Source organism: Clostridium sp. UBA4548, from assembly GCF_002387895.1.
Taxonomy (GTDB): domain Bacteria; phylum Bacillota; class Clostridia; order Clostridiales; family Clostridiaceae; genus Clostridium_J.
On record NZ_DGLI01000039.1, the window covers coordinates 1 to 23401 of the forward strand.

Genomic DNA, 23401 nt, shown 5'->3' on the forward strand with positions numbered 1-23401 from the left:
ACAGACTTATTTACACACTCGAAATCAGCATCATTACTGCTGGATATGGTGCCTTTTTAAAAGACGAAAATACTCTACTAAAATTTATAACAATTCCCCTAAATAATTAACATTTATTGTTTCTTTCTCGATTTTTTATTACATAACCAGTTCGAAGGATTTTTCTTTCTCATTCTTACTTACTTCTATAAATCCCAAGGACACAAATAAATTTTCTGAACGGTTATTATATAAATAAATTGATGGAACTATCAGCTTTTTTAGCCCAACTTTTTTTGCTCTTTGAATAAGGCTACTTATTACTTTTTTACCTATTCCTTTTCCCCAGTAGGCTTCTTCTCCAATGACAATTGGCATATTTTCTTCAGACAAAGTTACATCTCCAATTGGCTTCCAAGCATCATTTTCTAATACTTCAATAAAATATAATTCTCCAACATTGCTTAGATATGTATACATTCTCTTTATTATTTCCATGTCATAAACCTTATCAGCAACTCCTTCAGAATAGTACAGTACCTTTGGATTTTCATACCATGATAAGGCGTCTTTCCATTGATTCTTATTCGGAGTTCTTAATCTTAATTCCATATGTATCTCAATAATATCTGGTTGAGTAATTTCTTTAATCCCCATAAATTATCCCCTTTACTAAAAACTCTTTGACCTTACTCAATATTATACCTATAAACAAGTCCATCTTCTCCATGAGGATGCTGAAACTTTGAAAAATTTAACTTTTCGAATACCTTTCTAGACCTTATGTTGGCCTTATATACTTCTGCAATTACAGCAGAAGCCTTTAAGTTATTTTTTGAGTATTCTATAAAACCTTTAGTTATTTCTTTTGCATACCCTTTGTCCCAATGAATTCTACTCAGCCTAAAACCAACTTCGTATTCCCCAACCTTATCTGTACTAACTATAAATGCCATGCCAATTTTAACTTTTCCTGTTTTTCTTTCTACACAAAAGGCTCCAGTGCCTGGATTAAAAGAGTACTTTTCTATCCATTTTCTAAATTCTTCTTGACAACGTTCATAAGACATTGAATCCCATCCATTAAATTTAATACATTCAAGATTATTATTGATATCATATATTAAATCAATGTCTTCATCAGTAAATTCTCTAACAATAAGTCTTTCTGTTTCTAAAATCATTTGAATTCCCCCCTCAAATCTCTACGAAACATTCTGGAATTATGCACTTTTCACTAGGCAATTTTATAAAATAAACTATATGAATTTGAAATCATTTTTACTCATTAAATATGATGGATGGTTCAGCCCTGTTGGTTGGTAAAACTCATCATGAGTATACTTAAATCCAAGTTTTTTAAGTAGCTTTTCTGATGCCTTATTATTGGGATTGTGCCCTGCAAAAAGTGAACTTACTTTAATGGTTTTAAAAGCATAATTCATAACTGCATAGCAAGCTTCTTCCGCTAGTCCAAGTCCCCAGTACTTTTCTTTTAAATGTATGCCCATTTCTAAAATGTTCATACTAAAATCGTAGGGTCTTAAACCACAACATCCAACAAATTCCTTTGTTTCTAGTAAATAAATTGGCCAATACTGAATTTCACTGTTTTCAAAGGTTTCTATTTCCTTCTTTAATCTTTGCTTTACTTCTTCCTCAGTGATATTTCCTTTAGCAGTTATAAATTTTGTAACCTTAGGATTTCCCCAAAGTTCAGTAGCCTTTCCTATGTCATCTTCTCTCCATAATGAAAAGCCTAATCTTTCTGTTGTCATAAAATACCCGTTCATTATAAATTTTCTCCTACCAAATATTTTATAAATTTAATTATAAAAATTATTTTATTTAGATAATATATTTGAATTTAAGAATAATTTTATTTATACTTAAAAGTATTTGTTATTTCTCTTTTAAAGTAATCATGATGCTGTATTACGAAATCACATATTGAAATATAGGCTCTCCGTTTTCATCCTTTTCATTGATATATTGAAATCCAATACTTTCATATAACTTACGAGCCACCTTATTTTCTTCAATTATACTTAGGTATACTACGTTTACTTCATATTTCTTTGAAACTATATCGATAAGTTTTACCATTGCAGCTCTACCAAAGCCTCTACCCTGATATTTTTCATCTATCATTATTCTATCAATCCAAGTATCCCTATTGGGTCCAAAAGACCCATACATGGCAAAGCCAACAACTTCCTCACCATTATACACGGCCACTGGCTGCCATTGACTATAAATACTTGCTTCTTCTAAACAATGATCCACAGTTTCAATAAACTTCTCCTGTCCATGCTTTAACTTTATATTTCTAACTTCGCTTTCATTAGTACTATCAATAGCTTTAAAATGTATATTTTTCATAGTATTTTCCCCCAATGTTCCCAATAGCTTCATAAGCTATAGTTTTATAGTTTTTAGTTGTTTCTTCCTTGTCATGGAATGAACTTTCTACTTCCTACCATAAGATATCAGAATACATGGACTTTGAATAATATAAGCTTTATCCTTATTATTTATAACATAATCTCTTATTTTAACCTCACCCCTTACATAAGTTTCAGCTTCCGCTTCACTTAAGCCTCTACTTATAAGACTAGCTTTATATTCTACGACCTCATCTTCAGATAACTGTTTGTTCCATCCCCAAGCTGAAGTAACTGCAGTAAAATGCTTTTCATGTTCTTCTTTATCCCCAAAAGGGTTTATAAATTTAACCCTATCATTCATTCTAACTCCAACATTGTTTAATCCTAATTCTTGCATTAGTACAGGAATTTTAACTCCAATTCTATAGTCTCTTCCTCCGTTTTCTAATTCCTTCTTGTACATTTTACGATGTAAAGGTATCATGCCAAGTTCAGTATAATCTAATCCGCTAAAATACTGACCTGTCTTTTCAATTTCTAAATCGCCTTCCATACAAATCACAAGACCATCCTTTACAACTGATTGAACCATTTTTTCAAGAACACCTTTTGCATTAGGGATATGCCTTAAAACTGCTTGAGATATAGCTATATCATAACTTTCCCTTGCTACATATTCGTTTAAATCTGCCTTTATAAAATTAGTAACAAAGGTTGACTCTGCAAAAATCTTTCTTGCATCCTCTAAAAGTGTTTCACTAATATCAACTCCAGTGTATGTACTTTCCTCAGGCAATAGCGGCATTAATAATAATCCAATGTATCCAAAGCCACACCCAAAATCTATCACATTTACTGGCTTATTAATTTTCCAAACCTTTTCAACGAGAAATTCTATATAATCCTCATTACACCATCCAGTGCGGATAGCTTTTAAAAACTCTAATCTTCCATTCCAATAAGATTCCTTCATAACTTTACCTCCATGCTTTACATTAATCGTAATCAATATACCCTTTTCTTCTTGCAACCAAAGTTGATAACCAATTTATTAGATGAAAGAGAATGGGCAGTAATAATATATTTGGAGTAACAAGATTCTCTCTAGTTGCTATTATACCTACGATTATGATCCACAAGGAATTTAAAATAGAAAAATATAATTGTAGCTTAAAATATTTTTCATTATTTAAAACTATCATTCCACTTCTTTTACTATAGATGGTTATTCTATTTCTAAATAAAAATGCATATACTAGATACACTACTCCAAAAATGCATATAAAAATATTATACTTACCCAAACTAACCCCTCCACATTATTTACTGAGAATTTAATAGTATCAGTATATTTAAAGCCACTAAAGACTTATTACAAATCCTGTTTTCACACCTCTTTCAAACCCCAGGTTTTCGTAAAATTTAAGTGTTGCTTCCTTTTTTGAGCCAGTTAAGAGCATTACCTTATAACAGTTGTTTTTCTTAGCAATATCAAGGGAGAAGTTTAGTGCCTTAGTTGCATAACCCTTTTTTCTATAGTTCAAATCTGTAACGACGTTTTCTATTAATCCATAAGGTCGTAAATTTCTTGTAAGATTTTTTATAATAGATATATTACATGAAGAAACTATCTTCCCCTCTACTTCAACCACAATATAATAAAGATTTGGATCCTTATATATTGAGTCCCATATATCTTTTAGCTCACTATTATCACTAACATCAGGATCATTTGGTTGTAGCTGCCTATAAAGTTTTAATATTTCTTTTAATTCTTCATATCTAGCTAAACGTATAACCTCACTCATGAAAAACCCCCATTAATATAGTTTAACTTTGAACTCAATTTCACAGTATTTGTTTCCTTACTTTCAGTCTATGTTTTAAAATCTCGTTAAAAACATATAAATTTTAAGGTATATTATAAGGACTTACCTTAAATCACCTTGCAAGAAAGTTATCCTATAAATATTGCTTGGTTTAGTTCAACAAATTTCAACTTTACCATAAATCCCTATCCATATCGTTTCTTGTAAGTACCTCTTTATTTTCATAAGGATAACTACACAATACGCTATCTAAAAATTTAATTCCACAAAAGTATTTGCATATTGAGGTCCCTTTTATCGCACATTTATGTTCATTGGTTTTTTCTGCAACGTTCCAGGGACATTGAGTCTGTGCCCAATCAACACCCTCACTTGCCAAATCTATATCTAAATTTCCACCACTTAATGCTTTTACTCTATCATCCATATTCTCTTCCCCTTCTTTAATTCCCCATTACACTCATAAGAAACGTGCAATATACTACAAATTTTTAAAGCTTACTATGCTTCATAAGTACCGCTTGTATTTATATATTTATAACAAGAAATATTGTTATAAATAAAAGAATATAACAATATATAGTATTTATGCGGGTTTTAAGGCCTTTATGAATTCTTATGCACTTCTATAGTAACTCCTTTAATAAACCTCACTCTGCACTTTTATAGTTATTAATCATATGTTTTACGTCAACATCACTATATAAAAACTCAGATGATTCTATTCCGTATATCCACTTTTTAAAGAACACACTTAAGTCAATGTTTGAAACTTCTTCAATTGCCTCCCTGAAGTATTCAAAATCAACTTCTTTATCCCTAAACTTATTTAAGAAATTTCTTATAGCCTTGTAAAAAACTTCATCCCCTAAAATTTCATTAAGTAAATATAGTACCCATGGTCCTTTGGTGTAGCTATTATTACCTATTTCATATTTCCCATAGTTACATATAGGTGTACTAAAGTTAATTTTGTCTGCATTAACACTTTCAATAAATAAATTTCTATAGAGGTCCATTTTTGCAGTAAATTCTTTATACCCGTAAAATTTCTTAATTGCTAGTGCTTCAAAATATGAAGCAAAGGCCTCATCGAAAAATCTAGTTCTTTGTATATCATGTTTTGCTTTAACATTCCAAGCATGTCCAACTTCGTGATATAAATGAGTTAACTTTTTAATATCCTTACTAAATCCATGCTCCTCCATCAAAATATAATTGTCTCCTGCTTGTGATCCATAGGCTTCTTTTGTCTCAACTACAGTAAAATATTTATCCTCCTGAAAATCTCCAAACAAGTCTTCAAATAACTTAAAAGATCTTTTTATCTCCCTTATTACAATTTTTTCAGCGTTTGCTTTATGTTCTTGAAATACAAAAATTTTTAAGTTAATATCTTTGTCTTCTATAATTGAATAATCTGCAACAGTAATATCAAATCTCCAGGTAGGAGAAACACTTGAATAGTTAAAGATGCTATAATCATTTGTTTCTGTAACATTTCTCAACACTCCCCCACATGCCACCTTATAGACCTTAGGAACCTTTACTAAGATGTTATAAGTAAATTTATTTTCATAACTCTTTAAAATACTTATAAAACTTGGCTCTGCAATAATAGGATAAGCATGGCAATCAGGCCGAAGAATAGAAAACTCTTTATGAATTTTATCTTTTACGTATGCCATTACTTTTGAATATCCATTAAGACTTCCTTCATATTCAATTGATATATTTATTTGTTCATTAGGTTGCAAAGCTTCACTTAAACTTATAGTTATGTAATTTACTAGGTAATTTTCTTCGTCTTCTAATGAAACCTTTTCTTGTAAAAAAGCTAAACTTTCGTTTTCTGTATTCCTAATATTCTTTACATTTAAATCATGATATAACATTATACTTAATTTCTTAAAAGCTTCTTTTGTATCATTAAGTATAGTGATAGTTCCTTGTGAATTAAAGAAACCTTTTTCTGGCTCAACATCAAAATGTAAATTATAGTTTGTAATTTTGCATAACTCACAATTCTGTTTCAAAAATTACACCCTCCTAAGTTAAATATTAGTTACTATTTATCTTCATAAAATTTATATCTATATCCATGAATTCTTATTGATTCTTTCATTGCTACTCTCCAAAATAATCAAGCCAATCAACAGCTTCTCAGTTATTTTCTCTCAAAATACTATTACAATGTCCAACATGATATTGTATATGTCTTATCTGCATGAATATCACACCCAAATTTGTAATCTTATCATATAAAATACTGCTATAGACAAGCCAAATCATCCTTGTCCCCAAAAAAGGCTTCAATGATTTCTTTTACAAAGTTTTTATATTCCTTTATATCACTTCTAGTTAGCTGATTTTCAGGGGCATTATCTAACTCTGGGTAAACCTTCTTATCAGCAAAGGGTTCTATAAATTTCTCATTTTTTGTTCTCAGCCAAAAGTTTATTCCTGTAAAGGCATGCAATAATTGTTGCCAAAAAACAAATCCACCCTTTTTCTCATTCCACAAGTCATCTGGACATTTTTCTATCATTTGTTCTAACATAGAAAATGATAAGTTAAACTGTTTTTTAGCTATATTAACCATAGTTTTACCCTGCATTTTTATACTCCTTACTTAAAACTTATTTTTATATTAATATCAAAACACTTTTCAAGAAAATCATATTACAAAAGATTTTAACCTTTAAAATTTCCAAAAACAAATTATTCTTGGCCCCTTAGACACTCTATCACCAGTCCTAGGTATTTTTATTACCTTCACTGGCTCTACATTTAAAGTCCAGTCCCCGATTATCTTCTCATCAATCATGTGGTGTTCTGGATAGTTTGCATTATCTTTTGGGCAATCCCACATATAAGGGAAACTTAAGATTGCCATTTTAGAAGTTCTCATAACTTCTTTAAATGCATCCCTCTGCTTTCCACCTAAATGCTCCCATACCTGTAATGCAATGAATAAATCATATTCCTTATCCTCTATTGGCCATGGTGTTACCGTTGCATCATGCTCATACTGTTTTGCTACATACTTTTCTGGCCTTCCCCATACATCCTTGTCTGGCTTAACCATAATGTCACAGTTTTTCACTACAGTTTGAACCGATGGTCCTAGTTCCAAAACCTTTTGTATATGTTTATTTTCCTTAATAACACCTATAACTTCACTAAAATATGCCCATCTTCCTTCATAATAACTACCATGAGAACCCTTCAATAATTCCTGAAAATCAGAATAATCCATCAATTCCATATAATATCCCCCTCTAAAATATTCACTAAATTGCTACGCCAACAAAAATTTATAGTATCTTACTCTATGTAAAATTATCTTTACCAATAAGATCTAACATGTTCCCTCATGTATAAGTCATTTCTCCTTTACCACTATTTATATTTTATCACATATACTGTAAACCAAGAATTGAAATCTAACTATAAAAAGAGAAAAGCTAGAGTCTTAGTCTTAATTAGACTAAACTCTAGCTTTTCTCTCCATTATTTAAGGGAAAATCTGCGATTTAAAGTAAGTTAAATTATTAAATTATTTCTTTTATATCTTCTCCTTATTTAACAAAGAAGTTCATAAATATTGTTATTATACCAGCATTGAAGAAATCTATAAATAAACTTCCTACTAAAGGCACAATGAAAAAGGCTTTTGGTGCTGGTCCAAACTTTGTTACAATAGCCTCCATATTCGCCATTGCATTTGGTGTAGCTCCCATTCCGAAACCACAGTTTGCAGAAGCTATTACTGCTGCTTCATAATCCCTACCCATTAGATTGAAGGTTATAAAGTAAGCAAATAAAGCCATTAGTAATGTTTGAGATAACAGCATTATAATTAAAGGTAATGCTAAATCCGCTAACTGCCATAGCTGTAATGCCATTAAAGCCATGGCTAAAAATAATGATAATGCAATGTTTCCTAAGATATCAATTTCATCTCCATAAATTTTAAATTTACTAGTAGAATCAGATAAATTTCTTAAAATAGCGGCAGCAAACATAGCACCTATATATGGAGGAAATGTCATGCCTGTTTTTTGAAGAAGTTCTGAAATGATTGTCCCAATTCCCATAGCTAAAAAGATTTGTGCTGTTGCATTCATAAAGTTGTTAGGAATTAATTTCTTAGTATTTCCCTCTTCAGTAGCTGCACTTTCTTCATGAGCTACTTCTGAAAAGCTTTTCTTTTTTGCTAGAAGATTATTCTTATCTATTAATCTCTTAGCAATAGGTCCACCAATCATACTTCCCATTATAAGTCCAAAAGTTGCTGATGCAATGGCTACAGTAGTAGCTCCCACTGCTCCTGCCTTTTCAAATACCGGTCCAAAGGCTCCTGCAGTTCCGTGTCCTCCTACCATAGGAACAGAAGCTGTAGAAAGTCCTATAAGTGGATTAAGTTTAAATAGCTTTGCTAAAAAAACTCCGGTAAAATCTTGAAGAGTTACAAGAGATACGGAAATAACAAGAAATATAAAGACTTGTACTCCACCTTTTTTTAATAGCTTAAAGCTAGCTGTAAATCCAATAGTTGTAAAAAATACAGTCATGAATAGTTTTTGTAGGGTTGCATCCATTTCTAGAGTTAACATACCCGTTTGTTTCAAAATTAAAGTCATTATTGCAAACAATAAACCACCTATAACTGGTGAAGGTATACAATACTTTTCAAGAAAAGTTGCTTTGCTTTTTATAAACTGTCCTATAAATAAAACTATAACTCCAATTGCTGCTGTTTGAACCATGTCCAATTTTAAAATCATATATTTCCCTCCTCCATAATTAATTAATATAAAATTAATTATAGCTAGTTACTACATCAAACAACAAAATACTACAGGAAACTTCCGAAAAATATTTTTAAATTTTCTAATTATTAATAACAATCTGTAAACAAAGTATGTCAAATTACCTAATGTGATTTTTATAACCATATAACTAACATTATAGTGCTTACCTATATGAGTAACTTATTTTCCTCAAGGTAATTTTAAGGGTTTCTACCTAATCCACAAAGTATTTAAACCTTTTATGTCACTCTGTTACTTCAACACTTGCATTATACTTTAATCTTCTTTAATCATCAAAGAATTATAGAAGACCTTTAATCCAAATTTCCTTTTAAATAACGAACAATTTCATTCTCAGTAGCAACTTTAAAAGTATAATTAACTTAGTTTTGCAATAATGCCTTCAATAAACTTTTTCACGCTAATCTTCCCAGGCTCTTCAGCAGGATTATTTATATGCCTAATCTCTTGTCTTATTTGTTTAAAATCAAAAATCAAGGTACTGTATTCTGTGAAAATGCTGTTGCTATAATCCTCACAGCCCAATTCCGCTATAGTAGTAAAGGCCTTTTGAATTGTTCTTCTCACCCTTTGTTCTAGAGCCTTCTTGCTTGCAGCAGTATTTTCTTTAACCCCCTCTTCTTCAACAACTTCTTCATATATGTCTTGCAATACATAATTCAAAGAAGGATTTTTCCTTCTTTGCTCTAATATTTTATAAATAATCTTTCTTAAATCATTACTTCCAATTACCGCTGAAATTCCTATGTCCGTAAAAATATTAGTTATTTTCTTATCTATATCCAACTGTTCAATTGTATTAGCTCCACTGTCCTTTAAGTTTAACACAGCATCTTTAATTAAATTCAATGAATTTTCTAGGTCAATATTCTCACATACACCCTTAATAACCTTTATAACTTCTATATTGTTAATAGGTTTGCTTATAAAAAACTTTATTCCACTCTCGTAAGCTCTTGATACTAAAGCTTCATCTTCCACTTGAGATATCATAATGAACTTTCCTTTATACCCCATTTTAGTAGCAGAATTTATAGTTTCAATACCATCCTTAACAGGCATTAATAGATCTATAAGCACAATACTAGGGTTATAAAACAAGATTTCTTGCGCTCCATGCTCACCACTGTCTAATTCGCAAATTACACGACCTAAATTATTTTTTTTTATTATAATTCCAAGCATTTTTCTTATGTTAACATCATCATCAATTATTAAAAAAGTCTTTTCCATACTTATCACCTGCTCAATGAATTTTTAGGAATTCTCACTAAAAATGTAGTTCCTTCCTGTAATTTTGACTCTACAGAAATAGCTCCCTTTAAGTTTTCAATAATATTTTTTACATGAGCTAATCCAATTCCTGTAGAAGAGGTCCCAGTTTCCTCCTGAAATTTTGTTGTAAAACCTGGGTTGAATATATAAGGCAGCACTTCTTCTTCAATTCCACGTCCATTGTCTACGACTTTTATGTATATGTTTCCGTCCCTTTCCTGTTCTATGACATCGATATTGCACTTGTCCTCACAGGCTTCTATACTATTTATAATCAAATTATTTAATATTGCAAACAAGCTATAGTAAGGTATTATTTCAAAATCCTTTTCAAAGGAAAACTGTAACTTTACTGATAGTCTATTAGCATTAATATATCTATTTGTATTATCCTTTATAATTGTAAACACTGTGGATAAGGTCATAACCTCTTGATTTTCCACACTATTAATTAAGTCTTCTAATCCACTTGTAACCCTATGATAATCTTTTTTAATTTCATGTACTTCTCTAGCAATATTTAAGGTTTTTTCCTTTAATTTTTCTTCATGGCTATATTCTTGGTATAAACTATAGCTTTCTCCCATGACCTTTTCTATATCCTTCATAGATTTTTTCAAATAGAACAGCTCACTTTGAATATTAGACATTAGCAAATTTAATTGAGTGTATCTTTCCTGATGTTCTTTTTTTAAAATATACAATTTTTCTTTTTTATGCGCTAAACTTAATAGGTAAACTATTAAACTTCTTATAATAGCCGCTAAAACAATCACCTTAAGAACCTTAATACTTACATTTCTTCTTATCAAAGCTTCAAAAATATTGCTTAAAGAATCTAAAGTTGCAAGAAGCAAGAAGCTATAGCTAATATTGTCCTTATGTTGTCTTATTTTAGTTGCCTTTATTAAAATTCCTAAGATTAAATAATATAAAAATGAAGGAAAGTTAAAAATCATTCCTTGATAAATTTCAGATTTAAATATTAATACATTTATAATAGTTCTTACTAATAACACGCCTATTCCGCAAAGTACCCCTAAGGTAATTTCTTCAATATCTTCTCTCGATAAAATAACAAAGTTAAAAATAATAACCCCTATTGAAAGTTTTAAGTCACTTTGAAAGGGATAAAAGTACACCTGAGCAAACAATGTTATTAATAGTACAATAAAAAAAAGTTTCTTTTCCTTCACCTTGTTTCCCTCATTTACTAATAAAATTCTTTGTATAAATTTCTATAATACTGCAATATGAAGTTTTTATATTAGTTTTTTATAGGTATATTTCTTCATAATTAAATAATGAACAAGTTCATTTTGTGAAGCTGCTTTGGCAGCATTTTTGGACTAAATAAAGGTATCTTTGAATTTTTAGCAAAGAAAAAGGCACTCCATCTTTCTAAGATTAGTGCTTCTCTCACCCTAGTAATTAATTTAATAGCTTAAAGCTGAGAATATCTACATAACTTAACATTAAGCCTTTAAATTTATTATTTATATTATATCATAGTAATTTTAAAAATAAACCTATAATCTAGTTTGTTTTACTCTATTCTTAAAAGGATACTCTACTTGTTTTGTAAAAACTCCTTATGCTCAGTGACAAAGTCCCGCCCCATATTTTTAACATGCTTTTTTATAAAGGTCTCTGAAAACTCCTCTGGGGTAATTCCATAACAAGCCAAAGCATCAGTGTAATACATGATTACATCTATCATCTCTTCTACAAAAGCCTGTCTTACTTCAGAGTCATTCATTATATCTTTTTCCCCGCGCTTTTTAATGATAGCTATAACCTCTCCCATTTCTTCAATGAGCCATAATAAACTGCTCCGACCATTGTCAGGGGTTAGATGCATCCATTTACCTTTGTATTTTTCTTGTAATTCATTTTGCATTGACATAATTTCTGATATTCTTAAATCTGACATAATACACTCCATATTATTTTATTTTTTCTTATGATAATGAAAGCTTTACATTTCCAAGGCAATAATATATTTAACTAGCTGTAAAAAGCCCCAAAATTATAGGGACTACTTCATATTTAAGTATCTTCACAGCAATGACTTACTTTAAATTGCCTATTAATGCAATTTTACTATCCAATCCTCACCTGACTTATTTCTCTCATATATAAATTCATTATAATTATCCGAATCAAAGACCTTTAGTAACTCTATAAAGTCATCTACTAATGCATAATCTTTTAATAAATCCCTATGGATCCACTTCATTTCTCCTTCATCTGAAGAAACTAAAGTGCCCTCATATTTATCTGTCTTAAAGAGCAATACAATGTATCTTTCATCCTCATCAGTCTGAAACTGTTTTACCCCACATAATCTTGGCTCTTTTATAGTTAGACCAGCCTCTTCATAAATTTCACGGATAACAGCCTGAACAAAGGATTCCTCCTTTTCAACATGCCCCCCTGGAAAGGTAAGTCCATTCCAATCTTTTTTCACCCTATCTTGAAGCAAAATCTTGTCCCCATCATAAACCATACACAAAACTGTTACTATTGCTTTCTCACACTTACTCATTTTTATCTCCCTTTTAATATTTCTATGACGATTTCCCAATTCTCTCTTAAGATTAGCAGTAATCCCCTTAAAGATACTGTAATCTAAATTCATTTTACTTATGATTTAACTAATCCTATAGGGTTTTCTTTATGGAGTTTGTCTATCTATCTTTTATTAAAAACTCCACTAGTATTTACTGACTCATCTCTTATTCTCTTTATTATTAATTACCTTAATAATGACTAATCTTTTAGAAATTTCCCCATTATAATCGAATCTATATATCCGTCATTGGTTTTTACCGCTTTCTTTCTTCTTCCTTCTTCTGTAAAACCAAATTTTTTATAAAGACCAATAGCCCGTATATTGTTTTCAAAAACTTCTAACTCAATTTTTTCAACATCATTAAACTCACACCACTGAATAATATTCTTCATCATAAAACTGCCTAAGCCATTCCCCGAATACTCTTTTAAAATAGTTATACCAAAGGTTACGGTATGATTTAACTTACTCTTATTACTCCTATCTAAAGAAGCAGAACCCACTATTTTCCCCTCAATTTCTGCAACTAAAAAAAGTGCAGTGCTTAATATGTATTGTTCTTCTTGCTCCACAGTAATATTAAATTCATCAGCTGTTGATGGAAAAAATGGAGATTCCTCCATAACTTGCTTAACCATCAGTATCATTTCCTCAGCATCCTTAGGTTCTGCATCTCTAATTATTATATTTTTATTGCTTATTAAATCTTTTATCATTTTTTCTCCCCCTCATATCTTATAACTTTAACTTGAAATATTTCATAGTTCATACTAAAACATGTTGAATTTGAACTTTTTAATATATAGCTACTACTTCTCTTAATATTTCTATATTTTTATCCATATCTCCCAAAAACTCTAATCTATGACCAACCCCATAAATTTGTTTTAAATATATATTCTCTTTTTTACAATGCTCTCTTAGAATATCAGCATCTAACTGCTTATCCGCTGTACCTGCAACTACAGCAATAATACCTTTTCCATATTTAATATAAGGCAAGGTTTCTTCTATAGGTGTCAAAAATATGTGTCTTGCTTTAATACATAGTTCTTCCTCAATCCATCCAGCAATTACAGTTCCTAGACTTTTTGAAATAAATACTATATCATCATATTTCGGTAATCCAAAGTTCTGTAATTGGGCTAACACTGAATTCTTTATATCCCTTACACACTCTTCAAATGATTTATCCTGTTTAAGAAAATTCTTATAATTAATAGCTACTTTTTCATATCCCCGAAGCTCAAATTTAAAACCAGCATAGTACAATAGCGGACAATCTACACTGTAATTTGCTCCTGGAAATATCACAACCACTTTTTTATCCCCCAATTAATTCTCCCCCATATATATATTGTTATTAATACTACTTATTATATCTTTTTAGTTATATACAAAGTAAAGTTAAATAATGCTGCTACATAACCACCATTACTGTTTATTAACTCCTCAATTTCCCTATTCATATTTTCAATTGCCAACTGACTTAAACCATCAACTTTTGATGCAAAGGCTGGGACTGAATTGAGAACTTTTATATATTGTTTAGCATTGTTCTTTGTTTCCTCTGTATACTTTATTTTTTCCACTAGTTCAAATAATCCTGATGCTTCAATCTCTGATTTTCTTTCATCATCCTCACTGACTCCATCATGCTCTTTTCTTTGTGGTTTTTCACTATTTATAGAATAACTTGAAACATATTTATTAACTATGCTATCAATATTTTCTCCTATTCTCATTGTTTCAGACAACTCATCATTATTTGATGTGTACCAAAATAAAGCAAGAAACCCATTGTCCTTCAAAAGTTCATGGCATTTTTTGTATTTAATATTTTTATCTAGCCAGTGAAAGGCCTGAGCTGAATATATCATATCAAATTTCTCATTGTTGTCCCCTTGCCACTGCTCAAAAGAAGCTATATCAACTGAAACCTTTGGGTAAGTTGTACATTTTTTCTTTAGTATTGCAGCCATATCTTCTCCAAGTTCTATGGCATTTATAGCAAATCCTTTCTTTGCAAATTGTACAGTTGCCTTTCCAGTGCCTGCACCAATTTCTAATATGCTATTATTCAAACTTAAATCAGTTTTAGAGATAATATCTTCAATTAACTTCTCTGGATATGATGGTCTTATTTCATCATATATCTCAGCAATTCCTTTATAAGGTTCAATTTTCTTAATCATAAATTCTCCACCTCTTATATACTTTTAAATAATTATATAATGTACATAAATCCTCTAAGTAAACTATTTCTTTTCTATAATTTCTCTACTCATATTTCAGAGCTACCACCCTTAGATAATTAAAGCTGAAATCGCTGCTTTATCAGCTTAGCAACCATTTCTGGTGAAAGATTGGAATTATCTATTTTTATATAGTTGTCGTATGGAATTTCACCTTCATTGCTTACGCAACGGTACTTTATACTGTCATTTATTAATCTTTGATTAGATGCTTCAATATCTCGCTTTGAAGCTTTATTTTTCAGACGATTTTCAGTAGCATTCCTTTGTAATCTAACTTCTTGAGGAGCCACAAGCTCCACAAAATATATATCTGCATTATGTTTTTTAAAAATATTACAAACACCCTCAACATAATCCCAGTCTGCTTGTTGGTCAAAGGCCCACATATACGTAAAAATCATTCCATATTGCTGAGAACTTGCAAATTCCTCAAAAATAACTTGTCTTATTTTACCTATGGCTTTTCCATTAAAATATCCAAATATATCTAATACGGGTTCAATAATCATATGATTATGAAATAACCGCAAATCTGTAATTTGGGCAAGTTCTTGTCCAACAGTCATCTTACCCACAGCACTATCTCCAACAATAAAAACTAATTTCAAAATAACACCTCTCTTATTAACTATGAATAATATTTACTTAGTTATACTTGTTTTACTGGATTATATCTATCTCCATATTTTTCTTTTGCCATTTTTGTGTACTTCAAAATGAAATCTGATTTAGCACTGGTATATCCATCTCTATTATGCTTATATTTATCAATAAGTCCTAATTTTAGCTTTCCATATTCATCAGCAACCTCTTTATATTCCAAAAGGTAATTTCTAAAATATAATTCACTCCAATTATCGAAGTTGGGAACATGCAAGTGATATATCTTTTCTGCAAACCCTTATTTTGTATAACCTTTATTAAAGTATAATTGCAGGTATGGACTTTCTTGAGAAGACATGAATCCTGTATTTTTATCATAAATTCCTAGTTTCTTATTTTAGAATGCCGAAGTAACTCTTAACTTATTGATTATCCTTATTTAACTCCTTATATACTTGTTGCTGAACTCTTCCAAATGAGATTTCCTTATTTTCTCCACCTAAGGTTAAAAAACTTTTTGCCAAATCTTCAACGGTAGTCTCTAATACATTCATAAATTGGTCATAGGCAAAATTAAATTTAGGATCATTTTCATCTTGTCCAAAGACGGAATATAGAAGTTGCTCAATCATTTGATCCATTCCCCATAGTTTCAAATGCAGTAGCTCATGTATAATCAATGCTTCTAAATTAGTTTGCTTTGGATTGTAATTATTTATCATTAATATGGCTTTTCTGTCTGTCACATCTATTTTAATATCGCCAGTCTTACGCCACTCCGTATTAACAACCTCATATTTTATATCCCAGTCTCTTAGTCTTAAAACATCTTGCCATTTTCTTAAATAAGTTTCTATTAATTCTTCATCAAATTTCATAAATACTCTCCCCCTCAATTTACATATTTTAATAAGTCTCTTTAATATTTTTTTATTTATATAGCCTAAAGATTATTGTAAATTGTTTTTTGCTTCATAAAAAAAGCTTATTTTTTTCTTAATAACAACTTGAAATGCCTTGAAAACTTATTTGTATTATCAATGTCATAGTATTCTATTTCTTCAACAGGTATTTTTACAAATTCATAGTCTGAGAAATACTTCTTTATATCTTCTATATCAACATAGAAGTGAGGAACATTTCTTTCGGTATCATGTTCATCTCTCAAAATTGTATTTTCATCAACTCTTACATATTTATCAGCATTATCATATGTTGTTGAATTCTTTGAGTTTAAAGTTATAAATAACTCTCCATTTCTTTTAAGTGTACGAGTAATTTCTTTTAGTGATTTTATAAATCCTTCTGTATCTGTGTGGTAAATTACATTATAAGCCATAATACAGTGAAAGGTTTCATCAGAAAAAGGTAACTTAAGCATATCGCTGTGCTCTATTTGAATTTCCATCTGTTCTTCCTTAGCCCAACTTTTCAAGTGGCTAATTCCACTCTTTGATAAGTCAATTGCACTTACTTCAAATCCTCGCCTTGCAAAATATATAGAATGTCTTCCTAATCCACATCCCAAATCTAGAAATTTACTATATCCTTTTAACTTCCAACTTTCAGCTAAAAAACTTGCTTCAGTGGTTGGCATTAACCAATAATCTATTTTATTTTTATCCCAATCCCATGCTCTTGATTTAATCATAGTTCCCCCATATCATTTAATAAACTTAACTTGTTTCAATTTAACATATACATTGCTTTAACTGTATTTTTAACAAGTGCAATCGAACAAACTAACCTGTACTGATTGATTGTACTTTGTCTTTATCTCAGCAATCTTTAGTAACTCCTCTAAGTAAACTATTTCTTTTTTCTTCTTCTGCACCTCTAATAATCCTAAGAATACCTGGGCAGTTAGTATGCAATCCGCCAAGGCTCTATGCCTATTCTCAGGTATTTCTAAGTTTAAAGCCTGAGCTAAGGTATCTAGTTTATAATTTGTTAAATCAGGTAATACATATTTCCCAAGCAAGATAGTATCCATTATAGGGGTTTTAGCAATAGCATCATACTTTTCTGTATGATGAGATAAGATACTAGCTTCATACTTTGCATTTTGAGCTATAAATACATAATCCTTTTTTCCGCATGAATTATTGACCTTTCTCATAACCTCATCTATGCAGGGCTTTCCTATCAAATCTCTGTCTTTAATTCCAGTTTGAATTATACCACGCTCTGTAAGATGACATCCTTCAGGAGGTTGTATAAGCCAACTTATAGAAGCCTTTTCATCTATGCTAAAGCCCTGTACTCTTTGTATACCTAATTCAATTGGCTCTGGAGAACGCCCCTTTGGAGTTACGGTTTCAAAATCTATTACCAAGAACTCTGTATCTTTTAATAATTTGTTATCCATAATCCTTATTATTCCTTTCAGTTCTTTCACACTTTCTAGCTTCTCTCAGGTTTTTGTGCAAGAAATAATTCTACTGTATCCTTAATAATTATTTCATTTCCTGATTCCTCAATTGCTGATTTTACCCTCTGAAAAAGCTGGGATTTTATTGATTCTTCTAAAGCTATATGATTCGAATAAGTGTTTAGTAATTCTATGTATTCAACCCCAGTCATTTTTCTTATATTATGATATAGCTTAAACTCAGCATTAATAAATCCATATTGCTCTATTTTGCTTATACTTGAATACCTTGGTCTATCTTGGTTATTGGATGCTTCAATATTCCATTGTGGTAAAAGCTCCTTATAAATAACTTGAATTTTTTTATGTACTGGATTATTCTCGTGATTTGGTGATGGTTTATTCCAAAATAAAGCAATTGTGCCACCACTTTTTATTACTTTATATGCCTTTTTATATCCAAACTCTTCTGGTATCCAATGAAAAGCAGTAGCAGAATATAACATATCAAACGTATCATCCTCACAGCCATAATCTTCAAAAGCACATTGAATAACATTAAAGTTGTCATAAACTTTAAACTTTTCTCTTGTATAAGTGGCAAGGTTTTCCCCTAGTTCAACAGCTGTTATCTTACAATTTGCCTTTAAAAAAGGTTCTGTTGCTTGACCTGTTCCGCAGCCTATTTCTACAAGTGATTTGCCTTTAGTTATTTTTCCATATTCCATTATATCTTTGTATATTTCCGTCCCATAATTTGGGCGCCTCTTTTCATAATTTAAGACTGCCTCATCAAAGGTATATTTTAACTCCATATAATCCTCTCCTTCACAATAAATTCCAGTATTTTGTCCACATAAGAAATTTATAAATTCCTCTATTTATCTTTAGTCTACCTTTAAGGATGTTACTATTGGAAGTACATGGCGACCATTCCACCTATCCCCTAGTCCTAGCTCCCCTGGAGAAACATTCTGGTAATGTCCATTAATACCTTCAATATTAATACCACCCTTTTCAGTAATTGTGACAATAGCATATAGCCCATCTTTATATAGAACTAAATCTTTTATAAAGGGATACTGCTGTTGAATTTCATCTGAATAAGAAAAATGCTCATATTCAGGTCCAACCCATATATAAGACATTGAATTAAGCCCAAAATAATAGGTTTGTCCAATTTTCTCAAGAGAATCTCCATGGTCATGTCCATTAATACATAAAAGTATCTTTTTTCCTGTATCATTTATCCTATTAATTAAGGCTGTTACTTCAGCCCTATTATTTACTCCTCTTTTAGCAAACTGATTTTCAAAACTATGATGGGAGAAAATCACATAATAATCACTATTATCAGTCAATTCATTTTCTAACCATTTTACTTGATCCTCAGGAAGAACTGGATAAGCATTTTTTGTTTTGTCATAATTTCTCTTATTATATGGCTCATATCCTTTATCATTTTTTATAAAACAGGTATCTAATACAATAAATTTAATATTGCCCTTTTTAAAGGAGTAGTAACTACTGTCAAGATTTAAAAACCTCATCACTTCGCCTCTTTGAACCTCATCAGAATCATGATTACCAATGACATGATAAACAGGTTTTCCAATATCTAAAAGCATATGGAGTAAAATTTCATTTTCCTCTTTTGGTACGCAAAAATCTCCAAGTTGAATAACAAAATTCAGCTGTTGATCTTTTACCTTAGTTATAAAGTTTTGAAGCCTTTCAGCTCCATCATGAATATGGTCATAGTGTAAGTCAGCAAATACTGCAAATGTAACCTTCTCCATTTATTCACCCCTTTTCAAAATTTAAAAACATTTATTGTTTTATCACTATTTAAGCCACGAAATTATGAATAAATGAACCCTTCTACCTGATTTTCATTGCTAAGTTTTCTCTATTAAAAATTTTATTATACACCAATGTATATTTATTTTACCATATTATTACTTGAAATTTATACCATTAACTTCTTATATAAATCTTAAATATTTTTGTTAACTATAATTGCACCTATGAAATTGGGTGCTATTGCAAAAGTCTGTAGGAGCTTAACCTACAGACTTTATTTTTATAAAATTTACATGTTGTATTTATCCTTTATGCTATCAAGTCATAATAATTTTATGATTTATTCAGTATCTTAATACCTCTTCATTTTCTCAAAGATGATGGGACGTGATAACTTTCCAAGACAGATTGGTACATTACTATATTTATAACTAGGATTTTCCCAAAGGCCTGCTGTTGCAATCTGGCTATTATCATAAGTTTTAAAAAAATATTCACAGGTATTCGTATTTATAAAAGCTACATACTTAGTATAATCACAGGTATCTCTCTCAGATATTACAATACCTCTTGGTATAGAAACACTCTCCATAACATGGAAGCATGCATTTATAGCCTCAATACTATTTCTTGGCATTTCAATATGAGTCTTTTGATATGCAGTTCTTACAAATCGTTCTGGTGATGTATACCCTCCAGGTAGCATCATGGTTCCTGAACCCTGCCCAAAGGGCTTCAATTTAACATTTCCCCAATTGGTCTCATGAGTCTGTCTTGGAGAAACATCCATGTAATTTCTTAAATTTGTCATATGCCATCCAAAATTAGGGCTGTTTGCCATAACGCCTATTGGATTTTGTAGTAACTTCATACCTGCCCCTGTTTGCTCCATAACAACACACTTTCCACTTTTATCTGTAGCAATCCAATGTAATGGTGCAATTGTTTTTGTTACAGGGTCTGGTAAACCAACTAAATAAATCTCCTTAAGCATTTCCTCTAGATCCTCTACTGAGCTGCAGTTTCCTAAGATAAAATGAAGAAAATCCAAAGCTGCCATTGGTTCCCTTTCTGTATGTTTTAATTGAGTATCGTATTTGGCATATCCAGCAAAATATAGTGCTGCTGCTGCAAAGCCTCTTTCATTTACCCCATCAAAAAATCCAAGTATTCCATCAGTCTCCTGACCTATTCCTATAAAGCTGTAGGAATCACAAATTTCGTTCATGTTTAAGGCATTATTCCACATATAATTCTTAGGTACAATATATAACTGAGGCTCAATAGGATATGAAAAATCCATAGTTCTTCCGAAAAAGTTTTCCTTTTGTTTGGATTGTAATGTAATTGCTGTACACATATTAATTTCCTCCTATAACTTTCAAAACTCGCTTTAATAAAGACCCTATGCAACAACTAAAAAACTATCACAAGATTGATATCACTAAAATAATAAATAGTTGCATGTTTATTATTATGCTTATTTCAACTGGAGGGTTACAGTTAAAACAGTTGTATAGAAAAAAGCCTGTAGACTTTTGTAGGCTCTACAGACTTTCATAATTTTATAAGCTTTTCATTTTCACTGTTATTTTATAGATTTAGCAACAACTACCCCAAACCATTCTCCCTCAAAAGGAATTAAGTCACTGTCACTTTTTTCTCCAATTGATTCTCCTATAGCTACCATTTCTGTGCTATGAAAACTCATATCATTATAGGCTTTTTTTATTCCTGTTTTTATAGTGAATTCTTCTGCCCCAACAACCTGATTCTCTTCACAAAATTCCTTTAGCATTTTAAATCCATTGGATTCTTCCTTGATTACAATATAACTATCAAAAAATGATTGTCCTGTTTTAAGTACTCTTTTTGCTTCTTTTAACCCACCCTCTGCTAAATTTAACATATTAGCAATTCCAAAGAAAGATGTAGCTGCATCAATTGTATAATCTTTAAAAGGTAAATTGGTAGCATCACAAGCTATGTAGTTTACTTTTATTTCGGGGTTAATCCTTTTAGCTTTTAGTCTATCATATCCTAACACTACAAAACTTAAGTCTGTACATATTATTTGCACTTCACCCTTTAGTTGTTTAACCATTTCTATAAATAAGCCGCCCGTACCAGTTGCTATGTCTAATATAAACTTATTCTCATTATTATTTATATTATCAATAATAAACTTTCCTGTCTTATCCACTAGCTGTGTTAGATTTTTAGGATTTGCCTCTGACATTCTTTTACTCAGCTCTTCCTCATCATATTTCTCAAAAGCCTCTGACCAATTATTTATAATCTCCTGTTCCACTGAACCAAAGTTTATTACACCTTCTCTAATAGCCCACTGATGTCCGTCCTTACAACTTAGGTTTCCTTCAACAATCTCACTATTTTCTTCCTTCTCAATTGCCAAACTTAATTTTCCATTGCAGCTTGGACATTTTAATAAACTTAAAATTTCTTTATACATTCCCCTTGTCCCCTTTTTTGAAAAAATTTATGTTAATTAATTACTAGAAACTATGTTGTTTTACCATTGAAATTTCTTTTTCTAGCACGTCAGCAAATTTTTGAATATAAGGTCCAAGCCCTTCTAGCCATTTTATAACGTCCTTATGATCTTTATATTTATTTGGCTCTTTCCTAATATTTATAACTTTTTCCATAATCTCAATGTCTTCAATTAGATTGTTATCCAAAGCCCACTTCCCTGCTTTAGTTTTAGAAATGATTTTACCTGTCCTAAGGGTATAAATACATCTTGCAATATCTAACAGCCATCCAGCAGAATACAAACTTTTGTCTATTTTGGTTCCAAATCTTCTTATTGTATCATAATGTTTTATCACAGCTTCTAGGATTTCTTCTTTTCTTGGATAGGTAAAATTGTGCCTTAGTTCCTTACCATATAACAAATTACCCTGTTCAATTAATTCTATCATGGAAAAAGGATCAAAGCAGTATTTATTTGTTATTTTCTCACCACTAGTCCCCCAATATACCACTATATCTGGATTATTATTAATAAATCCATTCAGTGTTAAAAATCCACCCTCAAAGGAAGTAAAGTACAAATTATTTCTATATTCCCTGGAAAGTTCTTGTCTTAAGTTAAGCAAATCCTTTCCTTGAGTATTTGAAATTTCTGTTTTAGTTAAACATAATATATCAATATCACTCCATCCTAATTTAAAATCTTCAAGGACAACTGAACCATAAAGATATATTGATGGCTTATTTTCTGATAAAATCTCCACTATGCTATTTTTCATTATTTCAATTGACTGCTGCATTTCTAAAACTCCCCATCTTAATAGTAATTACATGAAACTAATATGTTGCTGCTAAGTTAGAAATTATAAAGGATGTAATAATAAAAATCTTCTTATCACATCCTTTAAAATCATTTTCTTAACTTATTCCATGGCAATTTAAATACTATAGTTTAAATTACTTACTTATGTATCTTCAAAAATAAAC

General features: G+C 30.6%; 29 protein-coding genes. All 29 read right to left on the reverse strand.

Translation table 11 applies throughout. The features are described 5' to 3' along the window. Nucleotides 1-138: 138 nt before the first annotated feature. Nucleotides 139-636, reverse strand: coding sequence for a GNAT family N-acetyltransferase (locus B3040_RS14590; RefSeq protein ID WP_291574671.1), 498 nt, complete (start codon nt 634-636; stop codon nt 139-141). Between the two features lie 32 nt (nt 637-668). Further along, nucleotides 669-1163 (reverse strand): GNAT family N-acetyltransferase, encoded by a 495-nt coding sequence (locus B3040_RS14595; protein ID WP_291574673.1) that lies wholly within the window; start codon nt 1161-1163, stop codon nt 669-671. A gap of 75 nt (nt 1164-1238) precedes the next feature. Further along, nucleotides 1239-1772 carry a GNAT family N-acetyltransferase gene (locus B3040_RS14600; RefSeq protein WP_291574676.1) on the reverse strand — a complete coding sequence of 178 codons (534 nt, stop codon included), beginning with the start codon at nt 1770-1772 and terminating at the stop codon, nt 1239-1241. Between the two features lie 142 nt (nt 1773-1914). Continuing rightward, nucleotides 1915-2361, reverse strand: coding sequence for a GNAT family N-acetyltransferase (locus B3040_RS14605; protein WP_291574679.1), 447 nt, complete (start codon nt 2359-2361; stop codon nt 1915-1917). Nucleotides 2362-2448: 87 nt separating this feature from the next. Continuing rightward, complete coding sequence (locus B3040_RS14610) at nt 2449-3339, reverse strand: methyltransferase domain-containing protein (protein WP_291574682.1); 891 nt, start codon at nt 3337-3339, stop codon at nt 2449-2451. 22 nt (nt 3340-3361) lie between these two features. Beyond that, nucleotides 3362-3670, reverse strand: a complete 309-nt coding sequence (locus B3040_RS14615) for a hypothetical protein (protein WP_291574685.1) — start codon at nt 3668-3670, stop codon at nt 3362-3364. 57 nt (nt 3671-3727) lie between these two features. Next, complete coding sequence (locus B3040_RS14620) at nt 3728-4174, reverse strand: GNAT family N-acetyltransferase (RefSeq protein WP_291574687.1); 447 nt, start codon at nt 4172-4174, stop codon at nt 3728-3730. A 193-nt stretch (nt 4175-4367) separates the two neighbouring features. After that, nucleotides 4368-4622 (reverse strand): hypothetical protein, encoded by a 255-nt coding sequence (locus tag B3040_RS14625; protein WP_291574689.1) that lies wholly within the window; start codon nt 4620-4622, stop codon nt 4368-4370. A 223-nt stretch (nt 4623-4845) separates the two neighbouring features. After that, nucleotides 4846-6231, reverse strand: coding sequence for a M1 family metallopeptidase (locus B3040_RS14630; protein ID WP_291574691.1), 1386 nt, complete (start codon nt 6229-6231; stop codon nt 4846-4848). A gap of 236 nt (nt 6232-6467) precedes the next feature. Continuing rightward, a complete protein-coding gene (locus tag B3040_RS14635; protein WP_291574694.1) occupies nt 6468-6812 on the reverse strand; it encodes a hypothetical protein in 345 nt (114 codons plus the stop codon). An 84-nt stretch (nt 6813-6896) separates the two neighbouring features. After that, nucleotides 6897-7463, reverse strand: coding sequence for a hypothetical protein (locus B3040_RS14640; RefSeq protein ID WP_291574696.1), 567 nt, complete (start codon nt 7461-7463; stop codon nt 6897-6899). A 313-nt stretch (nt 7464-7776) separates the two neighbouring features. Next, complete coding sequence (gene gltS, locus B3040_RS14645; RefSeq protein ID WP_291574698.1) at nt 7777-8985, reverse strand: sodium/glutamate symporter; 1209 nt, start codon at nt 8983-8985, stop codon at nt 7777-7779. A gap of 405 nt (nt 8986-9390) precedes the next feature. Next, nucleotides 9391-10266: a DNA-binding domain-containing protein gene (locus B3040_RS14650; RefSeq protein ID WP_291574699.1), complete on the reverse strand. Its 876-nt coding sequence runs from the start codon at nt 10264-10266 to the stop codon at nt 9391-9393. Between the two features lie 5 nt (nt 10267-10271). Then, a complete protein-coding gene (locus B3040_RS14655; RefSeq protein WP_291574700.1) occupies nt 10272-11504 on the reverse strand; it encodes a sensor histidine kinase in 1233 nt (410 codons plus the stop codon). Between the two features lie 374 nt (nt 11505-11878). Further along, nucleotides 11879-12241, reverse strand: a complete 363-nt coding sequence (locus tag B3040_RS14660) for a MazG nucleotide pyrophosphohydrolase domain-containing protein (protein ID WP_291574701.1) — start codon at nt 12239-12241, stop codon at nt 11879-11881. Nucleotides 12242-12397: 156 nt separating this feature from the next. Beyond that, nucleotides 12398-12856, reverse strand: coding sequence for an 8-oxo-dGTP diphosphatase (locus tag B3040_RS14665; protein WP_291574703.1), 459 nt, complete (start codon nt 12854-12856; stop codon nt 12398-12400). Between the two features lie 224 nt (nt 12857-13080). Continuing rightward, nucleotides 13081-13599 carry a GNAT family N-acetyltransferase gene (locus B3040_RS14670; RefSeq protein ID WP_291574705.1) on the reverse strand — a complete coding sequence of 173 codons (519 nt, stop codon included), beginning with the start codon at nt 13597-13599 and terminating at the stop codon, nt 13081-13083. Nucleotides 13600-13678: 79 nt separating this feature from the next. Next, on the reverse strand, nt 13679-14218 hold the full coding sequence (locus tag B3040_RS14675) for a hypothetical protein (RefSeq protein ID WP_291574707.1): 540 nt from the start codon (nt 14216-14218) through the stop codon (nt 13679-13681). Between the two features lie 41 nt (nt 14219-14259). Further along, entirely contained in the window at nt 14260-15078 is an 819-nt protein-coding gene (locus B3040_RS14680) for a class I SAM-dependent methyltransferase (protein ID WP_291574709.1), read from the reverse strand. A gap of 119 nt (nt 15079-15197) precedes the next feature. Then, the gene (locus B3040_RS14685; protein WP_291574711.1) at nt 15198-15749 is read right to left on the reverse strand and encodes an AAA family ATPase; all 552 of its coding nucleotides are present in this window, start codon (nt 15747-15749) and stop codon (nt 15198-15200) included. Between the two features lie 41 nt (nt 15750-15790). Continuing rightward, on the reverse strand, nt 15791-16018 hold the full coding sequence (locus B3040_RS14690; protein WP_291574715.1) for a GrpB family protein: 228 nt from the start codon (nt 16016-16018) through the stop codon (nt 15791-15793). A gap of 148 nt (nt 16019-16166) precedes the next feature. Continuing rightward, nucleotides 16167-16622: a hypothetical protein gene (locus tag B3040_RS14695; RefSeq protein WP_291574719.1), complete on the reverse strand. Its 456-nt coding sequence runs from the start codon at nt 16620-16622 to the stop codon at nt 16167-16169. A 107-nt stretch (nt 16623-16729) separates the two neighbouring features. Continuing rightward, nucleotides 16730-17395 (reverse strand): class I SAM-dependent methyltransferase, encoded by a 666-nt coding sequence (locus B3040_RS14700; RefSeq protein ID WP_291574720.1) that lies wholly within the window; start codon nt 17393-17395, stop codon nt 16730-16732. A gap of 69 nt (nt 17396-17464) precedes the next feature. Beyond that, entirely contained in the window at nt 17465-18112 is a 648-nt protein-coding gene (locus tag B3040_RS14705) for a 3'-5' exonuclease (RefSeq protein WP_291574723.1), read from the reverse strand. Nucleotides 18113-18147: 35 nt separating this feature from the next. Further along, complete coding sequence (locus B3040_RS14710) at nt 18148-18930, reverse strand: class I SAM-dependent methyltransferase (protein ID WP_291574726.1); 783 nt, start codon at nt 18928-18930, stop codon at nt 18148-18150. 72 nt (nt 18931-19002) lie between these two features. Next, nucleotides 19003-19914 carry a metallophosphoesterase family protein gene (locus B3040_RS14715; RefSeq protein ID WP_291574729.1) on the reverse strand — a complete coding sequence of 304 codons (912 nt, stop codon included), beginning with the start codon at nt 19912-19914 and terminating at the stop codon, nt 19003-19005. A 356-nt stretch (nt 19915-20270) separates the two neighbouring features. Then, on the reverse strand, nt 20271-21278 hold the full coding sequence (locus B3040_RS14720) for a choloylglycine hydrolase family protein (RefSeq protein WP_291574731.1): 1008 nt from the start codon (nt 21276-21278) through the stop codon (nt 20271-20273). A gap of 228 nt (nt 21279-21506) precedes the next feature. Then, a complete protein-coding gene (locus B3040_RS14725) occupies nt 21507-22391 on the reverse strand; it encodes a class I SAM-dependent methyltransferase (RefSeq protein WP_291574732.1) in 885 nt (294 codons plus the stop codon). A 43-nt stretch (nt 22392-22434) separates the two neighbouring features. Beyond that, nucleotides 22435-23214 carry a nucleotidyltransferase domain-containing protein gene (locus tag B3040_RS14730; protein ID WP_291574735.1) on the reverse strand — a complete coding sequence of 260 codons (780 nt, stop codon included), beginning with the start codon at nt 23212-23214 and terminating at the stop codon, nt 22435-22437. Nucleotides 23215-23401 lie beyond the last annotated feature (187 nt).